The following is a 25083-nucleotide window of genomic DNA, read 5'->3' as shown; positions in this document are numbered from 1 at the left end:
CCTGGGCGATTTTAGTTATCGCATCTCCTGCGCCGGTGTGACCCCAAGAATACCAAGACCGGCGGAAATGACAATGGAAACGGCTTTGGCCAGCGCCATTTTCGCATGTGTTGCAGATGGGTTGCTCTCGTTAACAAAACGTAAACCCTCATTCGTTTTGCCTAGATGGTAGAGCCCATGCAACTCAGAGGCGAGATCATAGAGATAAAAGGCGACCCGGTGCGGCTCATTGGTGCGAGCGGCGATTTCCACCAAACGGGGCCATTCAGCCAGCTTTTTGGCAACCGCCAGCTGCGCATCATCATCCAGAAGCGAGAGATCCGCACCTGCCAAAGTCGTGTCATCCGTGGCGATTCCCGCCTCGGTCGCCTTGCGCAGGGTCGAGCAGATCCGTGCGTTGGCGTATTGAACGTAGAACACCGGGTTGTCCTTGGACTGTTCCAGCGCTTTGTCGAGGTCGAAGTCAAATCCCTGATCGTTTTTGCGGGTCAGCAGCATAAAGCGGGTAACATCAGCACCCACAGCATCCACCACGTCGCGCAGGGTAACAAAGGTCCCTGCCCGTTTTGACATCTTGAATTCCTGACCGTCCTTGAACAGCTTTACCAACTGACAGAGCTTGATATCCAGCGGCACACGACCATCAGAGAGCGCGGAAACTGCTGCCTTCATCCGTTTGACATAGCCACCATGATCGGCCCCAAAAACATCGATCAGCATGTCAAAGCCGCGTTCGACTTTGTCATAGTGGTAGGCGATATCCGGCGCAAAATAGGTCCAGGCCCCATCGGATTTCTTGACTGGGCGGTCGACGTCGTCGCCGTGTTCGGTGGATTTGAACAGGGTCTGTTCGCGCGGTTCCCAGTCATCAGGCTTCTTGCCTTTTGGCGGCTCCAACACGCCCTCATAGATCAGGCCCTTGTCGTCCAGGCTTTTCAGCGCGGCTTCGATCAGGCCGGTACCATACAGGGACTTCTCAGAGAAGAACTTGTCCATCTTTATACCAAGCGACGCCAGATCGGCGCGGATCAAATCCATCATTGCATCGGTGGCAAAATTGCGGATCTTTTCCAGCCAGACATCTTCGGGCTGGTCAACATAGGCATCGCCGACCTTGTCCTTCAGCGCCGCCCCGACCGGAACCAGATAGTCCCCCGGATAGGTGCCATCAACAAAGGCAACATCCTGCCCGTGGGCCTCCAGGTATCGAAGGTAGACGGAGCGCGCCAGAACATCGACCTGACCGCCACCATCATTGATGTAGTATTCGCGGGTCACATCAAAGCCGACGAAATCCAACAGGCTGGCCAACGCATCACCAAAGACCGCACCGCGGGTATGACCAACGTGCAGCGGGCCGGTGGGGTTGGCCGAAACATATTCGACATTCACCCGCTTGCCCGCCCCAAGATCCGAACGGCCAAACTTCATATCTTGAGCCAAAACCGCGCCCAGTACGCCCTGCCAGATACTGCCATCCAGACGCAGATTAAGGAAGCCGGGGCCTGCCACCTCAGCACTGGTAACACGCGCGTCCGCGGCCAGCTTGCCTGCCAGTACGTCGGCAATATCGCGAGGTTTCATTTTGGCTGTTTTGGCCAGAACCATAGCCGCATTGGTCGCCATATCCCCATGCGCTGCATCGCGCGGCGGCTCCACCGCAACATTGGCAAAATCAAGCCCGTCGGGCAGCGTGCCCTCGGCGACCATTGCACCAAGGCAGTCAAGCACGAGCGAGCGGATATCAGTAAAGAGGTTCATGTCTGGCGTCCCATATGTTCACCGTTGCGGATACCGAGCGGCAGCGGCAGGGTCAACAGGATTGCATGATACATAGGCAGCATGAATCGGCAGTGCGGGCTGCCTCACTAAGGAAAATTCAAACTTTCGGGTTCAGTTTCCGGAGGCTTGAACTGGTAGTCTAATTGGCTATCACGGTTTGAGAAGGCCCGACTACTAGCAGTGCTCAGTTAAGCAGGTTCAACTAACAGGTGCGTCACTGACGGGCACACGGCCCCATTGGGTGATCTGGTAGCGGCGCAGCGATGCCACGTAGTAGGGATCCCGCAGGATCAAGCGTTCAACAGCGTCACGGCTTTCGGCTTCGACGTTCCAGATGGCGCCCGGGAAGTCCTGCTCAGGCCGCATCGCTAGTGCGCCACCGATCTGCAATTCAGGATGGGCGCGAACAAAGGCGATATGGGCGTCACGGCGCAGACGGTCAGCGCGGATCCGCGCCATTTCCGGCGCATCCTGAAATGTGACAGTCCAATGTGTCATGGCAGCCTCATGCATTGACCATTTTTGGCGATAGGTGATTAAGCTATAAAACCGCAAAGGCGCTGTGTCACGATAGTACCAGTTGGCACCGGCGATACCGCCAGTCGTCACTTGCCCTCTCCCTATGTGCCCAGTGGTCTTGGTTGCGAACTGACGCTATTCGACTGCAAGCAAGTCTATGGCGGCGGTGGCCTCTGCCGGAAACAGGCGGCGATGTTCCTGCAATGCAAAACGATCAGTCATGCCCGCAATGTAATCCGACACGATCCGCGCCAGCGCGGTTTGATCACCGGCAGCAGCAATGTCACCCTGCCAACGCTCGGGCATCTCTGCCGGATGATTGAGGAAATACGGGAACAGTGCCTCGACCACCTTTGAAACCTCGGTCCGTTTGCGCATCACGCTGGGCGCGTGGTACATGCGGGTAAAGAGGAAGGCGCGAATTTCCTTTAGATCCGACCAGAGCGTGTCCGAAAATACCACCACTGGCGCGCCGAGCGCGCGAACATCTTCGACACTTTGCGCGTGCGCATCAGACAGCCGCGAGCGGGCTCCGTCGATCACATCGCTGACCATTACGCCAAAGACCCGGCGCAACGCCTCATGCCGACGACGGCGCGCATCAAGGCCGGGATAGCGGCTGTCGACCGCATGATATGCAGCCCCCACCACAGGCAGTTCGGCAATGTCAGAATCTGTGAACAAACCAGCCCGCAGCCCGTCGTGCAGATCGTGGTTGTTATAAGCGATATCATCTGCCAGCGCGGCAACCTGCGCCTCGGCGCTGGCGTGGGTGTGCAATTCCAGATCTACCGCGGCGTTACATTCAGCCAGCGCCCAAGGCAGATCGCCCACCACCGGTCCATTGTGCTTGGCGATTGCTTCCAGCGTCTCCCACGTCAGATTGAGCCCATCGAATTCAGCGTAATGACGTTCCAGCGACGTGACGATCCGAATGGCCTGCGCGTTGTGATCAAAGCCACCATGGGGTGCCATAAGCGCGTGCAGCGCATCCTCGCCGGTGTGGCCAAACGGCGTGTGGCCCAGATCATGCGCCAGTGCTACGGCCTCGGTCAGTTCCTGATTGAGCATCAGAGCGCCCGCGATCGTGCGCGCCACCTGCCCCACCTCAATCGAATGGGTCAGTCGGGTGCGATAATTGTCGCCTTCGTGTTCAACAAAGACCTGCGTCTTGTGTTTCAGCCTGCGAAACGCGCTGGCGTGAATAATCCGGTCGCGGTCCCGCTGATATGGAGAACGAAAACTGCTTTCTTCTTCGGGGACTTGCCGCCCGCGGCTGCGGTCTGGCATGGTCGCGTAAGGCGCGTAGGTCACTAATCTTTTCCCCGGTCAATCTTGTCCCTTTGGCGTCACCTTTCTATATTATGATCTCCGCTGCAACATAGCAGTGATCACCGTATTGGGAGACCAGACATGCAATTGCCCCCGAAAGTGACTGAGCGTGCCTTTGCCCGGCTGGCCGAAATTGGAGCCGCCGATCAAGGTCAGGCCCTGCGCGTGGCGGTCGAAGGCGGCGGCTGTTCCGGGTTTCAGTATGAAATTGCCCTGGATGCGCCGCAGAACGATGACCTCATTCTTGAGGGTCAGGGCCAGAAAGTTGTGGTGGACGAGGTCTCGCTGCCGTTTCTGGAGAACGCAGTGATTGATTTCACCGAGGAGCTGATCGGCGCGCGGTTTGTGATCAACAACCCCAACGCGACCTCCAGCTGCGGCTGCGGCACATCGTTTTCGATGTAAACTAGTTGGTCCTGCATTAGGTGCTCAGCATTGGTCATTTGACGGCCAAGACGGGAACCTTGTTCGGAACTGAGTCGTTTTCATACCAAAACGCGCGCGAGCGATATATTTGCCGAGGCCCTGCGGTCGTTGGTTCTATGGATCATCACGCTCAGCCGGACGGTTTCTGCCGTAGCATCGATTGATCCCCACGCATAAGACCAAGCCCGCCTGCCCCGATATGACTGAGTTGAACGCTGGCCTGCCCCGGCCTGCTGAAGATACGCCAAAAATCCGCAAATTCTGCTGTGCTGTTTTGCAATCGAATTAGCTGACGGCGCATGTTTTGCCCGTAGTGTTCCGCCACATGGTCAACTGCTTGCCGCCAGAGCATGGGGGCGGTCAGATGGGGGCTATCCCCTGCAGCCATCAACCAAGTCGATACCGGGCGTAGCAGGCTGACCGCTCCGGGTGCCGCGATGTGGAGCGCCCGCCCGGCCGCCGCTGGCAGCCCTGCAGTTGGCAGATTGGTGTGAAGCAAGTCAGTGACGGATGCCTCCGCCTGCCGGTGTACCACCTGCCACCACAGGGTGACGAAATAGGTGTGATAGCCATCCATTCTGCCGTCAAACCCGTCCGGTGTCAGGATAAACTGCCCATGTGCGCTGCTCAGCATATGCTCCCAGTCAGGCGGCGGTGCCGCCCCACAATAGCGCAATGCGATGCAAATCTCCGACAATAGATCCAAATCCTGATCGAGACAGGCCAGGATCCCCGCGTAGATCAGGCTCCGGCGCGCCTGGTCATCTAAACCCGGATCGCGACGGCCATAATCGGAGAGGTAGAAGACAATATGCGTCAGCTCATATGCGGCCTTGCGATTGGGGATCGCAAATGTGCGACTGCGGCGCGCGAAGCAGCGCAGCCGATCGACCAAGCCCGGATCAATCGGTTGTACGATGCCTCGCCGGGCGAGGAGCTGCTGCACCTCCGCACGTTGCAGATCGGACAGCTCCCCCTCAACCAGCCCCTGTGTTGCGACCCAATGGGCCAGAGCGGTCGCGCTTCCTGAGGTTCCTGTCAGATCCTCATAATCGAGGCATATCGACAGGATAAAGCGATAGTATTGCGGAAAAAACTGCAGCTGGCGCGCCGCACCGTCGTAAAATGGGCGCAAGGGAGCAAGGGCGACCTCGCCCCCGCTATCCCCCACGCCGGTAGCCCCCCCGGCGCATTCTCCTGCATCCCTCTGGCCCGCCACCCTCAGCAGGCTGAGCAGCTCTGCGTTTTCCTTCAACCAGAAGACATCATCGGGCTGCCGGCGATAGCGAGCAAAACTCTCGATCCATGCGGCAGCCGTACCGGCAGCTACCGACAGGTTTCCCCCCGACTCAGTTGGAGAATTATTGCCGGATCGAGTGTTGGTGAAAGGCAGGATGATCGTCATGATTGGAAAACCGGCTGGCTAGCGTCCCCCGGCAAGCCAGGCAAATGGCCATCTGGATGACCGGCGAGCTGAGGGATCAGGCTTTAACTGCCCGAAGAGAACAGACCTGTGGCGGCACCAGTCGACATGGTACGATCATCCTGGGGAGCAGAACCGGAGGAAAACAGCGACGTCCCGGCCCCTTCGACCATATCACCCTGGGCTTCGCGGCACAGTGACCCTGATGAGAACATCTCGGCCCCGAAGCCGGTGTGGAGGTCGGTTGTCTGAGGTTTTTGATGCTGGGCAGTTGCCTGACGGCGTAGCGCGGATGTGGTCATGGATCGTCTCCCGTTCTAGGTGAAAAACACCTGACGACGTTTGGCACGTGATGCCTGTTCAGCAATAGGCAAACACGCCTTTTGGTTGTTTTTATGATGCGGAAATGGTTGAGAAAGGCGCTATAGGATATTGTTTAATTGTCACATATCCCGCTTCTACACAGATTAATCACAGATATATCCACACCCTCATAACTACAAAGACATACAGCACGCAGCGACAATCACGCTGCAATCATGCAAATCGCGTCTCGTGCGGGTCCGTCGGCGCACTCGCTGTCCGCTAGTTGATTCGCGCGCCGCATCGGTCGCGCTCTTGCCCCCTTGCCCGTATTGGGCGATAGATCGGACGCCCCCATCCTGGGCCAGACAGGCAGGAGACCGGATATGAAAATCGCCACCTTCAACATCAATGGCGTCAAGGCACGCATCAATGCGCTGCCCGAATGGCTGGACGAGGCACAGCCTGATGTGGTGGTGCTGCAGGAAATCAAGTCCGTCGACGAGGCCTTTCCGCGCGAGCTGTTTGAGGATCGCGGTTACAATGTCGAAACCCACGGGCAAAAGAGTTTTAACGGCGTGGCGATCCTGTCAAAGTTGCCGCTCGAAGACGTTCGTCGCGGTCTGCCCGGCGACGATAGCGACGAACAGGCGCGCTGGATCGAAGCCACGGTGGTTGGCAAACAGGCGATCCGCATCTGCGGGCTGTATCTGCCAAATGGCAACCCGGTTGAGCTAGACACCGATGGCCAGCCGGTTGAGGGCGGAAAATACGCCTATAAACTGGCCTGGATGGAACGGCTGCGGCAGCGTGCCAAGGACCTGTTGGCGACCGAGATGCCTGCACTGATGGCAGGGGACTACAATATAATCCCGCAAGCCGAAGACGCAAAAACACCTAGCGCTTGGAAAGATGACGCGCTCTACCGTCCCGAAAGCCGGGCCGCGTTCCAGCGGATTGTTGCGCTTGGTTTTACCGAGGCGTTTCGGGCCCGCCATCATGGACCGGGGCATTATTCATTTTGGGACTATCAGGCCGGGGCCTGGAACCGCGACAATGGTATCCGCATTGACCACTTCCTGCTGAGCCCGCAAGCAGCCGACCTGCTGCGCGACTGTCAGATCGACAAGGATGTGCGTGGTCGTGACAAACCATCGGATCACGTGCCGGTTTGGGTCGATCTGGATCTTTGACCAGCATATCGCTTATTATGAGGGCGCTTACCCGCCGCTAACAAACCGTCAGGAACGTCTTACGCTATGATTGCCTATGTCACGATTGGCGCCGATGACATCGCGCGCGCGAAACGGTTTTATTCTGCCTTCCTGCCTGCGCTTGACTATAAGCTGGAGGAAGGTCCTGAGGGCCTAAGCTGTGCACTGCCCAGACAGCCGGGGCAACCGTTTACTCTGCCCGATTTATACGTCAAACCGACCTTCGACGGGCAGCCCGCCTCGGCTGGGAACGGGACCATGGTAGCCTTTGAGGCACGTAGCCAGCTGCAGGTTCGTGACCTTCACGCCGCGGCGCTTGCCGCTGGTGGTTCTGACGAGGGCCAGCCCGGGTTCCGTGCCGCATATGGCCCTAACTTCTATGTCGGCTATCTTCGCGACCCTCAAGGCAACAAGATCGCACTGTTTTCCAGCGACCCTGACGAGCCTGGACGCGACGACGCGGATTGATCTGAATTTATGAAGCCTATGGGGCCGCATGTGTTTGTCGATCAGGCAGTATTAATCGCCTTGCAGCTGCTAGTATTTAGATAAAAGCAGTGTCCGCAGTGCGGCACAAAACCTACCTTGGTTTCTCGGACTTCGCTAACGCAGCACTTGTTTCATTCGCAGCACGGCGCCCTTTGCAATGCTGTGAGTTGCCCCAGAACGGGCATTCAGCTTTGATCTGGCGGGCTATATTCTCTGAAATCAGCACGCGCTATCGACGAGACGATAGCATTGGTTCGAATGGTCGATGTATATCGCGCTAGCACTCACTACAACTGCTAGTACATTTATAGGCTAAGAGCCTATTCGCTCCATTTTTGCACTATTTGGGTATGTTCATTTGGAACCAGTGATCATTCTTGTGACGGCAACCCGTACAGGAAACCAGATGGATGATGAGCCTGAAGTTGGCTAGCCTTCGACGTTGCCTCAATCCCCCAATGGCTGAGGACCTGTCCTTCCGTGATATGCAGTTAGGGACGCCCGTATCCGTCGCAAATTTTCAGTCGTTTCCTGAGCCCGCTGTTGCGCAACCGCAAGGGCCAAGGCATCAACAATCATCATGTGAATATATCGCGACGCCGTGGGTTTATGGATGTTTTGGTCTTCAGGTAAATTCACCAAAAGCGGTATGGTTGCGGTTTTGGCAAGCCGGGTTCCAGGTGTCGTCACGCAAATTGTCGTTGCGCCATAGTTGTTGGCAATCTCGACCGCGCCGACAATAGCATCTGCTTCGCCGCTGGCTGAGATTACGAACAAGACATCGCTTTGATTCAATGTCGCCGCACGCATTTGAAGAATGTAGCTGTCACTGGTTGCAACCGCAGGAATTCCCAGACGGAAGAACCTGTTTGCGCCCTCTTGTGATACCGCGGAAGACCCTCCACCGATACCTGCGAACAGAAGGTTGCGTGTGCCAAGAAGCGCCAATTTTGCCTCACTGAAAAGACTCTGATCCAGTTGTTCACGCATGGCCATGGCGTTCGCATGAACTGCTCCAAAAACCTGATCAATTGCGCTGGCGCCAGTTTCGGTTGGCTTCAACGCGTCAGGCGACAGATATTGCAAGCTGACAGCAAGGTTCTGAGCGAGCCGAAGCTTAAACTCTCGATATCCCTCGCACCCCAAAGTCCGACAAAACCGGATCACAGTCGGTTTGCTGACCTGACAGTGCCGGGCCAGATCAGAGATCGCCATGCTGCTGATGTCTTCCAGATTTTCTTTAACATAGTTTGCGACGCGCTGTTCTTGCGTCGCAAGCTTTCCGTCATGGAGCTGAAGCGCCGAAATTACGTCAACAGGACCAGAGATGTTGTTTCGGGGTCGCATGTCCTTGATTGTCTGCCCTGGCAATTTTGAGCCCTCATGTAAACTTGATACGTACTTTAGTTACACCAATATAAAGAGTTGTCACAGATAATTGGTGTATCAGTCAATATTAGGCGCCGAAGTGAAACTTAGGAACACTTGTAGATTGATTTTTTCCGCCACATGCGATCCTATGAAACAAAGTTACAGAATCGTTGGGAGGCGTTTCATGCAACAGAAAGCGGCTATTTGGAGTTTGCAAATCAACAAAGCCGTAGAGGCGATTGTTGCAATGTTGATGTTGGCTCTGGTCCTCGATGTTTGGCTTGGGGTGATGGATCGCTACTATTTTCATTGGCAACTTCCTTGGCCTGAAGTAATCGCACGCTACCTGATGATTTGGGCGGCAATGCTCGCGGTCTCGTCGGGGATATCACGCCGTGAACACATCGGTTTGACCGCCTTCCTCAACGCCTTCCCCAAAGCATTGCGCCGCTTGCTTTTGATCGTGATGGACGTTCTGACATTGCTGCTTTTCCTCTACGTGGCGTATTTCGGCATTGGATTTGCGCAAAGTGGCGTGTCTCGAGAGGCGATGATTTTTGGCGTTAGCCTTGCGCCATTCTACGGCGCGATCCCAGTTGCCGCTGTCTTGTGCGTTGTGCAGATCGTGCTGGTTCTGATCCGCGATCTTGGCACCCATATCGACCGCCCGCCAGTTGTCGACATCAACCAGACTGAGGGGGGCTAAGATGATTGTCGCCATAACATTTGTTGCGCTGGCTTTATTTGGGCTGCCCATCGGGTTCGCGATTGGCATAGCAGGTGTTGTCGGGTTGATCGACATGGGTGGTGGCAATTTCCTTGCCATCGGGCCGAGCAAGATCTTCAATGGTCTGAATATTTTCCCATTCCTCGCCATGCCGTTTTTCATCCTCGCAGGTGAAATCATGAATGACATCGGCATCACCAGCCGTCTGGTCAAACTGGCGCAGGTTCTGGTGGGGCGGTTTCGTGGCGGTCTAGCGCATACCAATATGCTCGCGTCCGTGTTTTTTGCGGGGCTGACTGGATCGGCCACGGCTGATGCGGCTGCCTTTGGCCGCACATTGGTCCCGGCAATGGTGAAAGAAGGGTACAAGCGCGATTACGCCTGCGCTGTGACGGCAGCCGGGTCGATCATCGGGCCAACAATCCCTCCCTCGGGCCTGATGGTCGTCTACGGATCACTTATGGGCGTTTCCATCGCAGGGCTGTTTGCCGCTGGCGTGCTGCCCGGCATGGTCATCTGTATTGTCTGCATGGGTGTGATTGCGATTGGCGGAAAACGCGAAAACCTGCCCAAAGCGCAACGTGGTGCAACCCCTCGTGAAATCTGGGACACGTTCAAATCATCACTGACGGCTCTCGCAATGCCGGTCATCATTTTGGGCGGTATTTTGGGCGGGATCGTGACCCCGACCGAGGCCGCATCCATCGCCGTGGCCTATGCATTGTTCATCGGTGTTTTCATCTATCGCACACTAACGTTCCGGGGGTTCTACGGAATGCTGGTGCGGACAGCCCGGATCATGGGTGTCATCTTTGTCATCATCGCCTTTGCGGGAATTCTGGGATGGTGGATGAGCTTTGAACGCATTCCGCAGCTGATCGCAGAAACGGTGCTCAGCCTATCTGACAACCGCTATATGGTCATCGCCATCATCATCGGGTTGCTGCTGGTTGTGGGCATGGTGATGGATATCACAGCGATCCTGATCATTCTCGCGCCGGTGCTTGTGCCACTGACCGAAAGTGTAGGACTTGAGCCGATCCACGCAGGGATCATTTTTGTGCTGGCGCTCAACATCTCGCTCATGACGCCCCCGGTCGGGGCCTGTCTGTTCGTCCTCTCCTCGGTGACCGGCGAAAAGCTGGAACGGATCTCGATCAAGTTGTTTCCGTTCCTTGTGGCGGAAATCGCCATCCTGTTCGCTTTTGCCTTCTGGGAGGACGCGGCGATGTGGCTGCCCCGCCTGTTGGGATACGCACAGTAAATCTCAACCAAACCTAAACTGAAATCGACCAAAACCAACTGGAGGAAACTATGAAAACTACGATCTCGGGCTTGGCCATTGCGGCCACACTTGTGGCGAGCGTCGCATCCGCTGAAAGCGTTATTCGCTTTGGGCATGACAACAAAACCGACCCATTCGAAAACCCCGCTCATGCCTGTACGGCTGTGTTTTCAAACATCGTGACCGCTGACACCAATGGCTCTGTCAGCGTCGAAGTGTTTGGCTCAAACCAGCTTGGCTCTGCTGCTGAACATGTTCAACAGCTTCGGGACGGTGTCATTCAGGCAACGTTGACATCAACAGGCGCGCTCGCCAGCTACTACCCGCGTATTGATGTACTGAATCTGCCTTTCGCATTTGATGGCAACGCTGCAACCTACGAAGTCTTTGACGGTCCATTCGGCGAAGCTTTGAAGGCAGACATCGAGGCCGAGCTGTCGGGCGTTGTTGTGCTGGGCTTCCCTGACACGGGTGGCTTCTTTGCTGTCACGAACTCGAAGCGCCCGATTGCTAATCTGGAAGATTTCGACGGCATCCGCGTTCGTACAATGACACTGCCGTCTCACCAGACGATCATGCAGTCATTGGGTGCCGAAGCCTATCCATTGTCTTGGGGTGAGGTTTATTCCGGCCTGCAAACCGGTGTGATCGATGGCCAGATGAACCCTGTGCCGATCATTTCCTTTGCGAACTTCGCAGAAGTTCAGGACTACATGACGCTGACAAATCACCTGTTCTCACCCTACAGCTTCATGATGAACCGTGACTTTTATGAGGGTCTGACAGATGCGGAACGCGCAACGATCCACACAGCGGCCGAAAACTGCGTAACCGCAAGCCGTGGCCTCAGTCGGATCATCGAAGCGTCTGATCGCGGCCTTGCGGGCTTGATGAACCAGATTGAGGTGACAGCTCTGACTGCAGAACAACGTGCTGCAATGGCTGGTGCCGCTCAGCCCGCGTTTGAAGCCCATGTCGCTGACAATATGGATGAAGGCGCACAAGCGCTTTTGGTATCGTTCAAAGAAGCCGTCGCAGCGGCAAATGCAAACGCCTACCTCGACTAATCTATCGCCCCGTCCCTGCGCAAAATCTGCGGAGACGGGGCTATCCATTTCCCAAGGACGAACGTATGCGGGTTTTTTGCGCTTCAATCGCTACCGAGACGAATACCTTTTCGCCGCTCCGAACCGATTTCGCGGATTTCGAGCAGAGCTTTTATGCCGCGCCCGGAGCACATCCCGAGACCCCAACCCTTTGCAGCGCCGTTTTCCCTGCACTGCGCAAGCGCGCTGTGACCGGCGAGATTGACCTGATCGAAGGCACTGCAACATGGGCAGAACCCGGCGGTTTGGTAAATGCAAAAACCTGGGCGCACCTTCGTGACGAAGTGCTTGATCAACTGCGTACAGCGGTTCCTGTGGATGCCGTCGTCCTTGGCCTGCACGGCGCGATGATTGCGGATGGCACTGTTGATTGTGAAGGTGAGTTGATCGAGGAAGCACGCAAAATTGCGGGCCCTAAAGCGAAAATCGGCGTAAGCTTTGATCCCCACAGCCATTTGAGCCAAAAAAGAGTAGAAAACGCGGATATCATCACCGTTTTCAAAGAATTCCCCCACACCGACTTTGTCGAGACCGGTGAAGCATGCGTTAACCTGACGTTGCGCGCGGCCCATGGGGACATTTCCCCGGCAATTTCTGTATTTGATGCGCGCATGATTGACGTTTTGCCAACCAGTCGCGCGCCCATGCGTGGTTTTGTCGACAAAATGATCGCGCTAGAGCAGTCAGGCGAGGTTCTTTCCGTCTCTGCGATCCATGGGTTTATGGCAGGTGACTCTCCTGATCTTGGCGCAAAAATCATTGTAATCACGGACAATGACGCCTCCAGAGCAGATCGGATTGCAGGGGAACTTGGCCGTGAACTTTATTCCTTTCGGGGGCATACAAAGCCCGAGTTCTTATCAGCCAAGCACGCACTCAAGGCTGCACGCGCATCAGATACAGGGCCAGTGGTTGTCGCAGACGTTTGGGACAATCCCGGCGGCGGAGTGGCCGGAGATTCCACATTGATGTTGCACGAAGCGATATCGCAGAACATGACCTCGGTGGTGTTTGGAACGATTTGGGATCCGATGGCCGTACGTCTTTGTCATGCGGCAGGTGAGGGTGCCGTATTGGATTTGCGTTTTGGGGGAAAAACTTCAGCTCATGCCGGGCATCCAGTCGATGCCACAGTAACCGTCATCAAAAACCAACGAAACGCTGTTCAGAGTTTTGGCGCGTCCATTGTGCCTCTTGGCGATAGTTCTGTGGTCCGCCTCGGTGGCATTGAAGTTGTGCTCAACTCAAATCGCAGCCAAGCGTTTTCCCCCGACTTATTCACCAATCTTGGCATCGACATCACTCAGAGAAAGGTCCTCGTTGTTAAATCAACGAACCATTTCCACGGCGCGTTTGCCGAGGTGGCGGCTGAGATCATCTATGCCGCAGTTGATGGCCCCTATCCCAACAGCCCAGCCACAACAAAGTACAGGAACCTGACACGCTCGATTTGGCCAATTGCGGAGCACCCTTACGAAATGGAGCTATCGTGACGTATTCACAGATCGACACCCCCGCCGTGCTTGTGGATCTCAATATTGCAGAGGCAAATATTGACCGATTTCAAGCGCATTGCAGCAAGCATGGGTTGAACCTGCGCCCACATATCAAGACGCATAAATTGCCGTTTTTGGCGAAGCGCCAGATCGAAGCCGGAGCAATTGGTATCACCTGTCAGAAAATCAGTGAAGCCGAGGCTATGATATCGGAGGGTGGCATCGACGATATTCTGATAACATTTAATATCATCGGATCAGAAAAACTGGCCCGCTTGCGAACACTCGCAGAGAAAACAAAGCTAAGTGTTGTGGCCGACAATGCGACCACGATCGACGGGTTGTCCGAGACGTTTTCTAGCGCTTCCACACCGCTTACAGTTTTGATCGAATGCGATACGGGCGCCGAACGCTGTGGCGTTTCGTCCCCTCAGGCAGCCATTGAGATGGCCAGATATGTTTCTGGCAAAACTGGGATCACATTCGGTGGCCTCATGACCTACCCTCCGACAGATAAAGAAGCCGATGTTCAGGCTTGGATAACCGAGGCAAAAGAGGGGATTGAAGCACTTGGCATCGATGTTCCCGTAGTCTCAAATGGGGGATCACCAGGTATGTGGCAGGCGCAGGATGTGCCCGTGGCCACCGAGTACCGCATTGGCACCTATGTCTATAATGATCGCTCGTTACAGGCGCGCGGCACTTGCAACTGGGAAGATTGTGCACTCAGCGTATTGGCAACAGTCGTATCTGTTCCGACGAGCAGTCGGGCTGTGATTGATGCGGGCTCGAAAGCTTTGACGTCAGACCTGCTTGGCCTTGATGGGCACGGCTATGTCATCGGACGCCCCGACATCAAGGTTGCAGGCCTGTCCGAGGAGCACGGCGTTCTCACGGCTGACACTATCAATCTTAGTGTTGGGGATCGCGTAAGGATCATTCCCAATCACGTGTGTGTCGTGTCAAATTTGTTTGACAAGGTACAGCTTACCAGGGGGCGCAAAGTTCTCCGTCCGAGCACAGTAACTGCGCGCGGTAAAGTCTGGTGACTCGCGGGATCGGTGTCGATTGGGGATCGAGCAATGCGCGCGCGTGGGTCTTTGGTGATGGCGGCGAGATACTTGCAGAAAGCACTGCTCAAATTGATTTCTCGGAGGCGAAGCAAAAAGGCTTCGAAAGATGTTTTGAAGAGTTGGTGCGGCCATTGGCTGCCTTCCAATATTTACCCGTAGTTGCCTGCGGCATGGTTGGCGCACGCGGGGGGTGGCAAGAAGTTCCATATGTCCGGACCCCGCGTGCATTGAACGATGTAGTCGCGCAACCATTTTCGGGGCCAAACCAAGAGATGTATATCCTGCCCGGCGTTTCCACGTCTTCTCCTGCACCTGACGTGATGCGGGGCGAGGAAACACAAATCTGCGGTGCGGCCCTATTGGGGCACAGCGGCTGGTTTTGTTTACCGGGAACCCATTCAAAATGGGCAAACGTCGAAGATCAAAAAATCACGGAATTCAAGACGTTTGTGACAGGTGAGCTTTTTTCCCTATCACAGCAACATGCGATCTACGGTGCGCTGTCGGAAGACGGGGTACCAGATTGGGACAGCTTTAAGATTGGCGTCCAAACGGCGATCGATACGCCCTTATTAAGTGCGTTGTTTCAGACGCGCAGCAGGGTGCTTTGTGAAGACCTGACGCCCCAACAAAGCACTTGGTTTATGTCGGGTTGTTTAATCGGAAGCGAGGTTTTTGCTGCGAAGCCTGCTGGCGGTTCGGTAACACTCATCGCGGATGGCAGGCTGCGCGAGCTCTACGCAACCGCGCTTACGTCTTTGAAGTGCGAATTCACTCTCGTTTCGGCGGAGCGATGCACCACGCACGCCTTGTTTTTTGCACTGAAAATTCTTGAGAAAGTCGCAGCATGACGACAAACAACCCCAAATTGACCCTTCCTGTATTAGCCATTCTGCGTGGTATTCACCCAGACGAGGTTTTGCCAATTGCCGAAGTGTTGATTGCGCACGGCATCACAAAAATTGAGGTGCCTCTAAACTCGCCTGATGCGTTTGCATCCATTTCGCTGCTCAAACGAACGCTAAAGGGCACTGCGTTTGTTGGAGCGGGAACGGTATTAACTTGTGACGAAGTTGCGCATCTAAGTATGATTGGCTGTGAGCTCGTAGTGTCTCCCAATTATTGCTCTGATGTTGTGAAAGCCACCAAAGCTGCCGGCATGGTATCTTGTCCCGGGGTCTTCACGCCGAGCGAGGCATTCGCTGCCCTAAAAGCTGGTGCCGACATCCTCAAGTATTTTCCAGCGGATCTGTGTGGGCCTGCAGCCATTCGAGCCTGGCGTGCTGTACTTCCCGAAAACGTCGAAATCGTTGCGACCGGTGGCACCAATGCGGGCAATCTCGGCGAATGGTTGAACAGTGGCACGCAGATGATTGGTGTCGGCAGTTGGCTTTATCGACCAGGGGATACCCCCGCTCAGGTCGGTGCCAAGGCAACCGCTTTAGCTAACGCCTATTTAAAGTATCGGACGCAGCGTGTTTGATCTTCTTTGCCTCGGTGAACCCCTGTTTGAGCTGAATGCCCAACCCGACGGGTCCTTCAAGTCCGGCTTTGGTGGTGATATCTCCAACGTCGCTATCGCAGCCGCGCGGCAAGGGGTCAAATCCGGAATAATCTCACGGGTTGGCGACGATCAATTCGGCAAAGAACTTTGCAGCCTTTGGGCGCGCGAGACTGTTTGTGCAAAACATGTTGCGATCGTGCCAGGGCAGGACACCGGGGTCTACTTTGTTTTCCATCACAATGACGAACATCACTTCAGGTATCGCCGCAAAGGTTCTGCAGCGAGCCAGATGACGGCGCGAGACCTCCCCAACTCAGCGATTTCCAAAGCAAAGATATTCTATTCATCCGGCATAGGACTTGGTGTCAGCGAAAGCCTGAGTGAGGCCGTATTTCACGCAACAGCTGTGGCACGAAGTGCCGATGTGACGATTGCATTTGACCCAAACCTTCGAACTGCGCTCTGGTCTTTGGACAAGGCCAGAGACGTAACGCATGACCTGATGCGTCACTGCGATATAGCTTTGCCGGGTCTGGACGACGCCCGGAAACTGACCGGACTGAACAGCCCAGATGAGATTGTGACTTTCTATCACGAGCTCGGAGCCAAAATCGTCGCCCTAACGCTTGGCTCCGATGGTGTCGTGGTTTCAGAGAATGGTCGCGTGGCCACTATTCCCGGCGAAGATGTCGTCGCAAAAGATGCGACCGGTGCTGGTGACTGCTTCAACGGAATATTCCTCGCCAACTACATGGAACACGGCAACATCATCAAGGCAGCAGAGCAAGCCAATCGCGGCGCGGCCTTGTCGACAACCGGCTTCGGCGCTGTTGATCCGATCCCCTTCAAATCTTCACTCACCTAAAAGGAAACTCAACATGAGCAGCAAAAATATCATTCGCCTTGGCGACGACCGTACAGGCGCAGGCGGGCAGGCACTGCCATTCGCACCAGCAGTAAGAGCGGGAGATTTTGTCTTTATTTCTGGGCAAGTCGCCATGAAAGAAAATGGCGAGATCGAAGCAGGAGGCATCGAGAGCCAAACTCGAAAAACAATGGAGAACCTAATTGCCGCACTGGCCTTAGCGGATTGCACCTTAGAAGACATCGCAAAGGTAGGGGTCTGGCTGGATGATCCACGCGATTTCTGGACCTTCAACAGGGTCTATGCCAGCTACTTCCCAAATGGAGGGCCTGCGCGTTCAACCGTTCGTTCCCAAATCATGGTTGACGCCAAAGTCGAAATAGATGCTGTGGTGTATAAGCCGCTTGGGTAGCATTGAATGTCCGAGCGTTGTGGATGCATATGAACTCAAGAGAAACCTCCTGCAAATACAAATTATTGGAGCTTCGCTCGTTCTTTGGAGTCTGTTTGCATCTACGTTTTACTAACTACATCGTATCCAATCCGCATTCTATAACTGCCCCTTTACAGCAAACGTTGAAAAGACGTTTTGTTCTGCGGCCAGTGAATTCAGGGTGATTTACTTACTGTGGCCTACAAAAATGGTCGCTATTTACGCTGCGCGGCAGCATCAAATTTCACGCTGGCGCAGCATTTTCCACGCAGAGACGGCAGACAGCAGAGAAACCGAATTCACACTTCGGGCCTAAGCCGCCGTTCGTGAATTGTGCAGTATCCGAGAATATGAGTTCGAAGCGACCATCGAGCAACCCGGTTGTGCTTAAGACGAGGCCGTTTTAGCAACTGCATGCGGCCGTTCTCACGCTCTCTCCATACAGTACTCAATCACATTTTGATTTGACTGCCGCCTCTAGTGCGACATCTCAGGCCAGCGTCGTGAGTGAACCGCCGGCGCCGGGGTCGTTTTCAGCTGGAGCAGGCGTGCCATCGGTGACGTCGTGGCCATAGATCCAATCGAACTGCTGGACCATACGCTGAGGAGCGAGGCGGCCGCCAAGCCGCATGATCTGGTGAGCGGGCCAGGCAAGCGGCTGACGCAGATGGTATTTCCAGGCGTTACCCGTGGCCGCATCGACCACTTTTGTGGCACGGTCACTACGGCGGGCCTGATAGGCGGCGAGGCCGTCCTCAGTACTTGCAGCCGTGCGTAGCGCATCAACCAGCACCCAGGCGTCCTCCAGCGCGAGGTTGGCCCCCTGCGCCATAAACGGCAGAGTTGGATGTGCCGCATCGCCCATAATCGTCAATGCTCCTTGATACCAGATCTCTGCAACTGGGTGCCGGAACAGCCCCCAAAGCGCCACCTGATCGACCTGCGCCAATAGATTTCGGGCGGTGCCACCAAACCCCTGGAAAGCGGCCCGCAGATTTTCAGGCTCGTCCGCGTGGTGCCATCCTTCATCGGCCCAGGTCTTGCGTTCCTGTACGGCGACGATGTTCATCAGGCTGCTGTCACGCAGTGGATATGTCACCAGATGCCGACCTGGCCCCATGAAGACCTGTGCCTCGACCGGATGGTTGTGCAGGTTGGCAACCGTGGCACGCCACGCCACCTGCCCAGTGAAGCGCGGCTTTGCGACGCCATTCAGCGCCGCGCGCGCCTTGGAGCGCAACCCGTCAGCACCAATCACAAGATCACCACCACATTGCGCCCCATTGGCGAGATGCACCACCGGACGCGCGCCGCTGGTGATACGGTCGACCTTCTGTAGCAACCGCACTTTGACGCCGCTCTTGCGCGCCGCGTCGGCAAGCAGGTTGATCAGATCTGCTCGGTGAACAAAGTAGAAATTCTGCCCCGGCGCATATTGGTCCAAATCCAGACGCACCACTTCGCGGCCCCGTCGGTGACTGCGCAGGACGACAGCCCGGGCGCGCGGTGCGCTCCAGGCAAGATCATCCGCCAATCCCAGCGCGCGAAGGACAGCAACACCGTTTGGGCTGATCTGGAGACCGGCGCCCACTTCTGCAATCGCCTCGGCTTGTTCCAAAACGGTGACCTCTGCGCCCTGCTGACTGAAGGCGAGAGCCGCCGCAAGGCCACCAATGCCAGCGCCGATAATGGTGATTTTTCGGTCTGTCAGTCTCATTCTGTCCCGCTTGTCTGTGCGCTGATCGGTCCGGATTGATCAAGCGACACCCCCAGATAAACGAAAAACGCCGGAGCAACAGGCCCCGGCGTTAGGTATTTTTTCGGATTTGCAAGAAAATCAGTCGTCGCGGTGAACTTTTTCGCGCCGTTCGTGACGTTCCTGTGCCTCAAGGCTCATCGTGGCGATGGGCCGGGCATCCAGACGCTTGAGCGAAATCGGCTCGCCGGTGACTTCGCAATACCCGTATTCGCCTTCGTCGATACGGCGGATGGCCGAGTCAATTTTGGCAACCAGCTTGCGCTGGCGGTCACGGGTGCGCAGTTCCAGCGCGCGATCAGTTTCTTCGCTAGCGCGGTCGGCGACATCGGGAATATTGCGAGTGTTATCTTGCAACCCTTCGATGGTGTCGCGGCTTTCAGCCAGAAGTTCCTGCTTCCAGTCATGTAGCTTGCGACGAAAATATTCCTGCTGCCGGTCATTCATGAAGGTTTCATCTTCAGCTGGACGATAGTCGTCCGGCAGAAACATTTCTTGCTTCATTTCGGTACCTTTGGTTTGCCCCATACTGCCGGTCTTCCTTCGGTATTGTTTACAAACTCAGCGGCTCCCCCCGCATGCCGCAGCGTTTATCCCCTGTGTAGGCGATTGTCACTACACAATAGTACTCACAAAGGGTTAAAACCTCCATAAGAGCGCCCCCAGGGGTTGAACAGAGGCAATGTGGCAGGAAAGATATGCAGTTTCAGGGCACTAAGGATTACGTCGCGACAGAGGATCTGAAGATCGCGGTCAATGCAGCCGTGACACTGGAGCGTCCTTTGCTGGTCAAGGGAGAGCCAGGAACGGGCAAAACCGAACTGGCGCGGCAGGTGGCAGATGCACTGGGTCTGCGGATGATCGAATGGAACGTCAAATCCACCACCCGCGCCCAACAGGGGCTGTATGAATATGATGCAGTCAGTCGCCTCCGGGACAGCCAGCTGGGCGATGAGCGGGTGCACGACGTCCGGAACTACATCAAAAAGGGGAAGCTTTGGGAGGCATTCGACGCGGACGAAAAAGTCGTCCTGCTGATTGATGAGATCGACAAAGCCGATATCGAGTTCCCGAACGACCTGTTGCAGGAGCTCGACAAGATGGAGTTCCATGTCTACGAGACCGGCGAGACGATCCGCGCCAAGCAACGTCCGATCATGATCATCACCTCTAACAATGAAAAGGAACTGCCCGACGCATTTCTGCGCCGCTGCTTCTTCCACTATATTCAATTCCCCGATGCCGATACCATGCGCAAGATCGTCGAGGTGCATCACCCTGGCATCAAGGACAGCTTGCTGACCACTGCCCTCACCCAATTCTACGAAATTCGTGACACGCAAGGGTTGAAGAAGAAACCATCAACATCCGAAGTCCTGGACTGGCTAAAGCTGCTGTTGGCTGAAGACCTGACTGCCGAGGATCTGAAACGCGATGGGGCTGATGCCCTGCCAAAACTGCACGGCGCTCTTTTGAAGAATGAACAGGACGTGCATCTGTTCGAACGCCTCGCCTTTTTGGCACGCGGTCGCCGCTGAGCCCCCCGCCCGTAAAAAGATAAACAAAACAGACCACGACAGGCCCGCTATTTCGCGGGCCTTTTGCTTGAGGTCCATCGGTCTTGCTGGCACGTTTTTTGGGGAAGCCCCTAACGAAGGTGCCGATCTACAGCGCGCCTACGGCTATGCATTCATACCTTCCATAAATTGATAGTCGCTTGCTAATCCGCCTCATGGGTCGTGGCCCCGCGGACAACCGGTAGAGGAATTCATTAATCAATCCGTGGCAAGCTGCCCCAGGCTTTGATCCCAGGCGATATGGGTCCGAGCCATTTTGGAGGAGCGGTCCCACAGTGGGTTTGCCTGCTCCACGTATGATCTGCGCGAGCAGTTTGACCTATGCGACGACCAAGACGAGCCTCGCCTGCTAAGTGATGCCTTTTCCGATGAGGTGACGAGCTGCGGTTCAAGCCTCGGACTTTGACTAACTGACCATCTGAGTGCCTGTGCCATCCCAATGCTCTGCAGGTGCCCGAAAGTGACGTGGTATCCTGCGATACATTTAAATTGGAGTAGTTTCATGACCCTAGTTCTGATTGTCGACGATGAGCCTCTTTTGCGTGAGGAACTTCAGGAAGCTCTCGAACTTGAAGACATTGATGTGGCTGCAGCAGAATCCGTCGAGGATGCCTTGAGCCAATGCGCAGTAACATCCTTTGATGCGGTGGTGACCGATCTGAAAATGCCAATGGTCGGTGGTTTGGAACTTTTGCGGCAACTCAACCAGGACGGTTATCCGGGTGCAATGTTCGTCGTGAGTGGTCATGGCGCCGAATCGTCCCGTGAGGATGCCTTGGCTTTGGGTGCCGTCGCATGTTTCGCGAAACCCATTGATACCGATGATCTTGTCGAAGCAATCAACAACGCGGTGTAGGCTAGCGCTCACTAGTATCCTCTTCGGTCCATAGGATCAGGACGTCTATACGTAGGGATAAAGCAAATAAATTCATAGGGATATAAAGTAAGAAAACCATTGTGTGCAATGGCATACTCAGCTCAAGGTGAGATTGTGACATTCACTTAGGATGGAGTTAAAGATGACAATGATTACCCAAAACGAAGCCGAACCTACCCTGACCGTTCTTGTTGTTGATGACGACCGGGATGCATTGGAAGAGCTGCAGGACATCGTGGATTTTGAGGGCTGGAATGCCATCATTGCTGATAGTGTCGACATGGCACTTGAGGTTCTGGAGTGGTACCCGCATATCGGTGTGGTTGTAACCGACGTCCATTTTGTTGACCCATCGGGCGACACATCTAATGGGTTTCAGCTGATGTCCCGCGCCGAGGCTCGGTTCCCCGAACGCGAGTTGAGCTTTGTGGTCTTAAGTGGAGATCCATCGGCGTTCAAGCCGACACGGCAGACAAGCGCCGTCGACTTTCTCTCCAAACCGCTGGATCCGGATCAGTTGATTGCAGCTGTGCGCGCGGGCGCAGAAACTGCAAAAACGGCAGCACCAACTCCGGGTCGCACCGTAAACGGTGAAGACCTGCTCAAGAAAGTGCAGCGCATTACCCAAGAAGTACATGACGCCAACGTTCAGGCATCGAGAGGAGATGCCGCATGAAAAAATTACATGCATGTATGGCAGCCCTTTGCCTGGCGTTCACCGCTCCAATATCAGCCGGGGCAGCCAGCGATGGACCTGAGGTGACTTTCGGTATTGTACCGCAACAGTCCGCCAGCCGCCTTGCCCGGATGTGGGGGCCTTTTCTGAATGAACTTGGCCGCCAGACCGGTGCAACGTTTCGGTTCCGGACAGCGAAAGATATCCCGACTTTTGAGGCCTGCCTCGCCGCCGGGGCTTTTGATTTCGCCTATATGAACCCAATGCACTACACCATTTTTTCGCAAGAGGCCGCCTACCGTGCCCTTGCCCATCAGCAGGGTAAGCGGCTGCGAGGTGTGATGGTCGCAAGAGCTGACGCTGATATTACCGAAATCTCTAGCCTTGACGGGCAAGTCATCGCTTTTCCGTCGCCAGGCGCATTTGGGGCAAGCATCCTGAACCGCGCATCCCTGCGGCAGGCCGATGTCAGCTTTGAGCCGTCCTACGTCAAATCTCATGACAGCGTCTACCGGGCTGTGGCGGCTGGATTGATGCCTGCGGGTGGCGGCGTGACGCGGACTTGGAACGCATTGGATCCCGACGTTCGTGCCCAATTGCAGATTATTTTCGAAACGGATGGTTTCACCCCACATGCAGTCGCAGTACATGAAGGCGTTGATCCTGTATTCGCAACGGGCGTTCAAACAGCCCTGCTGGGCATGGTGACCTCGGCCCCAGATCTGGTGCAGGGCATCGGCATGAAGGGGTTTGTCTCAGCAGAGGATTCTGATTGGGACGATGTCCGGGCATTAGGCATGGCCAGAGACGAAACAGGCATCACGCACAAGGGAGATATTGAATGTCCTTCCGGCTAAAAACGGTTCTTGGGATCGCACTGATTGAACTGACGGTGATGGCATTTCTAATTGCCATCAACCAGTTTGCCCTAGGCGGCTCTGCCACGACGCAATTGTATCAAAGAGCAGAGTCCACGGCCCGTGTCTTTTCCAACACCGTTGCCGATGCGGTAATCGCTACGGATCTGGCCACGCTGGATGCGACGATCGAAACCGCTGTCTCCAGCAATGAACTCACATATCTGCGTGTCAAAAACCCGGCAGGTATTGTCTTGTCGCAGGGGGGAGCCAAAGCCGCCCTCGCAGCGCCCTTTGTCAAGGACTCTAACTTTGACGAGGCTCGCAGCGACCATGTGATCGATATCGATCTACCGGTCACGGTGGAAGGGACTGAATTCGGTTCCATTGAACTGGGGCTTTCCACACTTGCTGTCGAAAGAGAAATCGCACAGGCCCTTTACTGGAACGTGGTTATTGCGTTGATCGGCATGTCGTTGGTTGCGATCTTTGGCTTCGCGCTCGGCACAATGCTCACCCGACAATTGCAGGGGCTGCGCTTGGGCGCGCTTGCAATCGCCGGCGGCAATCTCGACAGTCAGATTGACGTGAAGGGTCGTGATGAGCTTGCCGATACGGCGAAGTGTTTCAACTACATGGCGCAAACCTTATCCAGCGACCGTCGTACTCTACAAAATCAACAGGATGAACTCTTGGCCAAACGCGCCCGTGTCGAGGTTCTTGTGGGGTGTTTGCGAGACATCTCGCAAAAACGTAGCATGATCGATGTGCCGGATACTGATCGGCCGGATGAAATCGGCGACATGGCGCGTGCCACGGTTGTGTTCCAAAACGCCATGCAAGCTGTTGAAATCGCTCGGGTCGAACAACAGCGCCTGATCTCTGCGTTTGATCAGGTCGAAGAACAAGTAGCCATATTTGGAATTGACGGACAGGTGATGTTCCTCAATGCCGCGTTCCGCGCCTTCAATCAGAATATACTGGAGGCGCTACCCGAGCACTTCACACTGCGCGACTTCCTCAACGCGGGTTTTGAACAGGCTGCATTCCTGGGTGTGGAGGATCGCGACGCTTGGATCGAAGAGCAACTCTTGCGTGTTCATGGCATGCCAAGAGAGATCCGCCGTGCGCCCGACCGTATTTTACTGACCGTTCAATCGCATGTGGACGGGATCGGAACCGTGCTTTCTGCGAAGGACATCACCGACCTGCGCCAATCTGAACAACAGCTAATTCATGCATCCAAACTGGCGACCCTTGGGGAAATGGCCACCGGTGTCGCGCATGAACTGAACCAGCCGTTGGGCGTAATCCGCATGGCTTCAAATACCTGCGTGAAACGTATCGACAAGGGCAAAGCCGACCTGGAGTACCTGCGTGGAAAACTGGTCCGCGTCGGGGAGCAGACCGAACGCGCCTCTCAGATCATCAATCACATGCGGATCTTTGGACGCAAAGCCGATGGAGTCAGTGCGCCCTTCGATCTGCGTGACAGTCTGCACGAGATGTCAACGCTTGCCAGAGCACAGCTTCATACGCTGGATATTTCGCTCAAACTTGCGGTGCCGGATGAGGCGGGAATCGTACTGGGAGAAAAGGTCATCTTTGAGCAGGTCTTGCTCAACCTTGTCAGCAATGCCCGTGATGCCATCGAGGCGAGCGACGCACCCAAAGGGCAGATATCTCTCACCGCTGAATTCGCCACTGACCTTGGTCACGTGATCGAAATGCGGGACACCGGCGGCGGCATTCCCGAAGACGTACTAGACAAACTGTTTGAACCTTTCTTCACCACGAAAGATCCCGGCAAAGGCACCGGATTGGGGCTGTCGATCAGTTTCGGCACGATCCGCGACATGTCCGGAACTATCTCCGCAACGAATGAAGGTGACGGCGCGTGTTTCAGAATTATTCTGCCAAACGCGCAGCAGGATGAACAAGCATTAAATCAGCCCGCAGCCTGAATAAGACCGGCTATCAAGTAGCCGACGC

25 protein-coding genes are annotated in these 25083 nt (G+C 55.4%); 17 read left to right on the top strand and 8 right to left on the bottom strand.

Going from position 1 to position 25083, the window contains the following annotated elements:
• Nucleotides 1-15 precede the first annotated feature (15 nt).
• The 3 genes from argS to ACEWZM_RS15845 all read right to left on the bottom strand — a co-directional run bounded on the left by argS (nt 16) and on the right by ACEWZM_RS15845 (nt 3591).
• Nucleotides 16-1761, bottom strand: coding sequence for an arginine--tRNA ligase (argS, locus tag ACEWZM_RS15855; protein WP_414007358.1), 1746 nt, complete (start codon nt 1759-1761; stop codon nt 16-18).
• 219 nt (nt 1762-1980) lie between these two features.
• Entirely contained in the window at nt 1981-2295 is a 315-nt protein-coding gene (locus ACEWZM_RS15850) for a YciI family protein (protein WP_414008059.1), read from the bottom strand.
• 141 nt (nt 2296-2436) lie between these two features.
• Entirely contained in the window at nt 2437-3591 is a 1155-nt protein-coding gene (locus ACEWZM_RS15845) for a deoxyguanosinetriphosphate triphosphohydrolase (RefSeq protein WP_414008058.1), read from the bottom strand.
• 123 nt (nt 3592-3714) lie between these two features.
• On the opposite strand from ACEWZM_RS15845, the gene ACEWZM_RS15840 reads away from it, so the two are divergent.
• On the top strand, nt 3715-4038 hold the full coding sequence (locus ACEWZM_RS15840; RefSeq protein ID WP_414007357.1) for a HesB/IscA family protein: 324 nt from the start codon (nt 3715-3717) through the stop codon (nt 4036-4038).
• 151 nt (nt 4039-4189) lie between these two features.
• Here the strand turns inward: ACEWZM_RS15840 and ACEWZM_RS15835 are convergent, their stop codons facing one another.
• Both ACEWZM_RS15835 and ACEWZM_RS15830 read right to left on the bottom strand, forming a co-directional pair.
• Entirely contained in the window at nt 4190-5464 is a 1275-nt protein-coding gene (locus ACEWZM_RS15835) for a DUF6902 family protein (protein WP_414007356.1), read from the bottom strand.
• A gap of 83 nt (nt 5465-5547) precedes the next feature.
• Nucleotides 5548-5784 carry a hypothetical protein gene (locus tag ACEWZM_RS15830; protein WP_414007355.1) on the bottom strand — a complete coding sequence of 79 codons (237 nt, stop codon included), beginning with the start codon at nt 5782-5784 and terminating at the stop codon, nt 5548-5550.
• A 387-nt stretch (nt 5785-6171) separates the two neighbouring features.
• On the opposite strand from ACEWZM_RS15830, the gene xth reads away from it, so the two are divergent.
• Nucleotides 6172-6978: an exodeoxyribonuclease III gene (xth, locus tag ACEWZM_RS15825; protein WP_414007354.1), complete on the top strand. Its 807-nt coding sequence runs from the start codon at nt 6172-6174 to the stop codon at nt 6976-6978.
• A gap of 66 nt (nt 6979-7044) precedes the next feature.
• Nucleotides 7045-7467 (top strand): VOC family protein, encoded by a 423-nt coding sequence (locus ACEWZM_RS15820; protein WP_414007353.1) that lies wholly within the window; start codon nt 7045-7047, stop codon nt 7465-7467.
• 468 nt (nt 7468-7935) lie between these two features.
• Here the strand turns inward: ACEWZM_RS15820 and ACEWZM_RS15815 are convergent, their stop codons facing one another.
• A complete protein-coding gene (locus ACEWZM_RS15815) occupies nt 7936-8835 on the bottom strand; it encodes a MurR/RpiR family transcriptional regulator (protein WP_414007352.1) in 900 nt (299 codons plus the stop codon).
• Between the two features lie 208 nt (nt 8836-9043).
• On the opposite strand from ACEWZM_RS15815, the gene ACEWZM_RS15810 reads away from it, so the two are divergent.
• The 9 genes from ACEWZM_RS15810 (at nt 9044) to ACEWZM_RS15770 (ending at nt 17327) form a co-directional block, all read left to right on the top strand.
• Nucleotides 9044-9565, top strand: coding sequence for a TRAP transporter small permease (locus tag ACEWZM_RS15810; RefSeq protein ID WP_414007351.1), 522 nt, complete (start codon nt 9044-9046; stop codon nt 9563-9565).
• A 1-nt stretch (nt 9566) separates the two neighbouring features.
• Nucleotides 9567-10850 (top strand): TRAP transporter large permease, encoded by a 1284-nt coding sequence (locus ACEWZM_RS15805; RefSeq protein WP_414007350.1) that lies wholly within the window; start codon nt 9567-9569, stop codon nt 10848-10850.
• Between the two features lie 50 nt (nt 10851-10900).
• Nucleotides 10901-11938: a TRAP transporter substrate-binding protein gene (locus ACEWZM_RS15800; protein ID WP_414007349.1), complete on the top strand. Its 1038-nt coding sequence runs from the start codon at nt 10901-10903 to the stop codon at nt 11936-11938.
• 65 nt (nt 11939-12003) lie between these two features.
• Entirely contained in the window at nt 12004-13470 is a 1467-nt protein-coding gene (locus tag ACEWZM_RS15795; protein WP_414007348.1) for a M81 family metallopeptidase, read from the top strand.
• Complete coding sequence (locus ACEWZM_RS15790; RefSeq protein ID WP_414007347.1) at nt 13467-14522, top strand: D-TA family PLP-dependent enzyme; 1056 nt, start codon at nt 13467-13469, stop codon at nt 14520-14522. Before ACEWZM_RS15795 ends, ACEWZM_RS15790 begins: the two co-directional genes overlap by 4 nt.
• Nucleotides 14519-15397, top strand: coding sequence for a 2-dehydro-3-deoxygalactonokinase (locus ACEWZM_RS15785; protein WP_414007346.1), 879 nt, complete (start codon nt 14519-14521; stop codon nt 15395-15397). The genes ACEWZM_RS15790 and ACEWZM_RS15785 overlap by 4 nt, the downstream gene beginning before the upstream one ends.
• Entirely contained in the window at nt 15394-16029 is a 636-nt protein-coding gene (locus ACEWZM_RS15780; protein WP_414007345.1) for a 2-dehydro-3-deoxy-6-phosphogalactonate aldolase, read from the top strand. The genes ACEWZM_RS15785 and ACEWZM_RS15780 overlap by 4 nt, the downstream gene beginning before the upstream one ends.
• Nucleotides 16022-16915, top strand: a complete 894-nt coding sequence (locus ACEWZM_RS15775; protein WP_414007344.1) for a sugar kinase — start codon at nt 16022-16024, stop codon at nt 16913-16915. The genes ACEWZM_RS15780 and ACEWZM_RS15775 overlap by 8 nt, the downstream gene beginning before the upstream one ends.
• A gap of 13 nt (nt 16916-16928) precedes the next feature.
• Nucleotides 16929-17327 carry a RidA family protein gene (locus ACEWZM_RS15770; protein ID WP_414007343.1) on the top strand — a complete coding sequence of 133 codons (399 nt, stop codon included), beginning with the start codon at nt 16929-16931 and terminating at the stop codon, nt 17325-17327.
• Nucleotides 17328-17838: 511 nt separating this feature from the next.
• Here ACEWZM_RS15770 and ACEWZM_RS15765 read toward each other — a convergent pair.
• Both ACEWZM_RS15765 and dksA read right to left on the bottom strand, forming a co-directional pair.
• The gene (locus tag ACEWZM_RS15765; protein WP_414007342.1) at nt 17839-19065 is read right to left on the bottom strand and encodes an FAD-dependent monooxygenase; all 1227 of its coding nucleotides are present in this window, start codon (nt 19063-19065) and stop codon (nt 17839-17841) included.
• Nucleotides 19066-19185: 120 nt separating this feature from the next.
• Nucleotides 19186-19608: an RNA polymerase-binding protein DksA gene (gene dksA, locus ACEWZM_RS15760; protein ID WP_414008057.1), complete on the bottom strand. Its 423-nt coding sequence runs from the start codon at nt 19606-19608 to the stop codon at nt 19186-19188.
• Between the two features lie 194 nt (nt 19609-19802).
• Between dksA and ACEWZM_RS15755 the strand changes: the two genes are divergently transcribed.
• The 5 genes from ACEWZM_RS15755 (at nt 19803) to ACEWZM_RS15735 (ending at nt 25055) form a co-directional block, all read left to right on the top strand.
• Complete coding sequence (locus ACEWZM_RS15755) at nt 19803-20642, top strand: AAA family ATPase (RefSeq protein WP_414007341.1); 840 nt, start codon at nt 19803-19805, stop codon at nt 20640-20642.
• A 541-nt stretch (nt 20643-21183) separates the two neighbouring features.
• A complete protein-coding gene (locus tag ACEWZM_RS15750) occupies nt 21184-21537 on the top strand; it encodes a response regulator (RefSeq protein WP_414007340.1) in 354 nt (117 codons plus the stop codon).
• 163 nt (nt 21538-21700) lie between these two features.
• Nucleotides 21701-22234 (top strand): response regulator, encoded by a 534-nt coding sequence (locus ACEWZM_RS15745; RefSeq protein WP_414007339.1) that lies wholly within the window; start codon nt 21701-21703, stop codon nt 22232-22234.
• Nucleotides 22231-23091, top strand: coding sequence for a phosphate/phosphite/phosphonate ABC transporter substrate-binding protein (locus ACEWZM_RS15740; protein WP_414007338.1), 861 nt, complete (start codon nt 22231-22233; stop codon nt 23089-23091). The genes ACEWZM_RS15745 and ACEWZM_RS15740 overlap by 4 nt, the downstream gene beginning before the upstream one ends.
• The gene (locus ACEWZM_RS15735; RefSeq protein WP_414007337.1) at nt 23076-25055 is read left to right on the top strand and encodes an ATP-binding protein; all 1980 of its coding nucleotides are present in this window, start codon (nt 23076-23078) and stop codon (nt 25053-25055) included. The genes ACEWZM_RS15740 and ACEWZM_RS15735 overlap by 16 nt, the downstream gene beginning before the upstream one ends.
• The last annotated feature ends 28 nt before the right edge of the window (nt 25056-25083 follow it).

The sequence above is a fragment of the Phaeobacter cretensis genome (assembly GCF_047372505.1).
In the GTDB taxonomy this organism is placed as follows: Bacteria; Pseudomonadota; Alphaproteobacteria; order Rhodobacterales; family Rhodobacteraceae; genus Phaeobacter; species Phaeobacter cretensis.
This window is presented reverse-complemented; position numbering and strand designations above follow the sequence as displayed.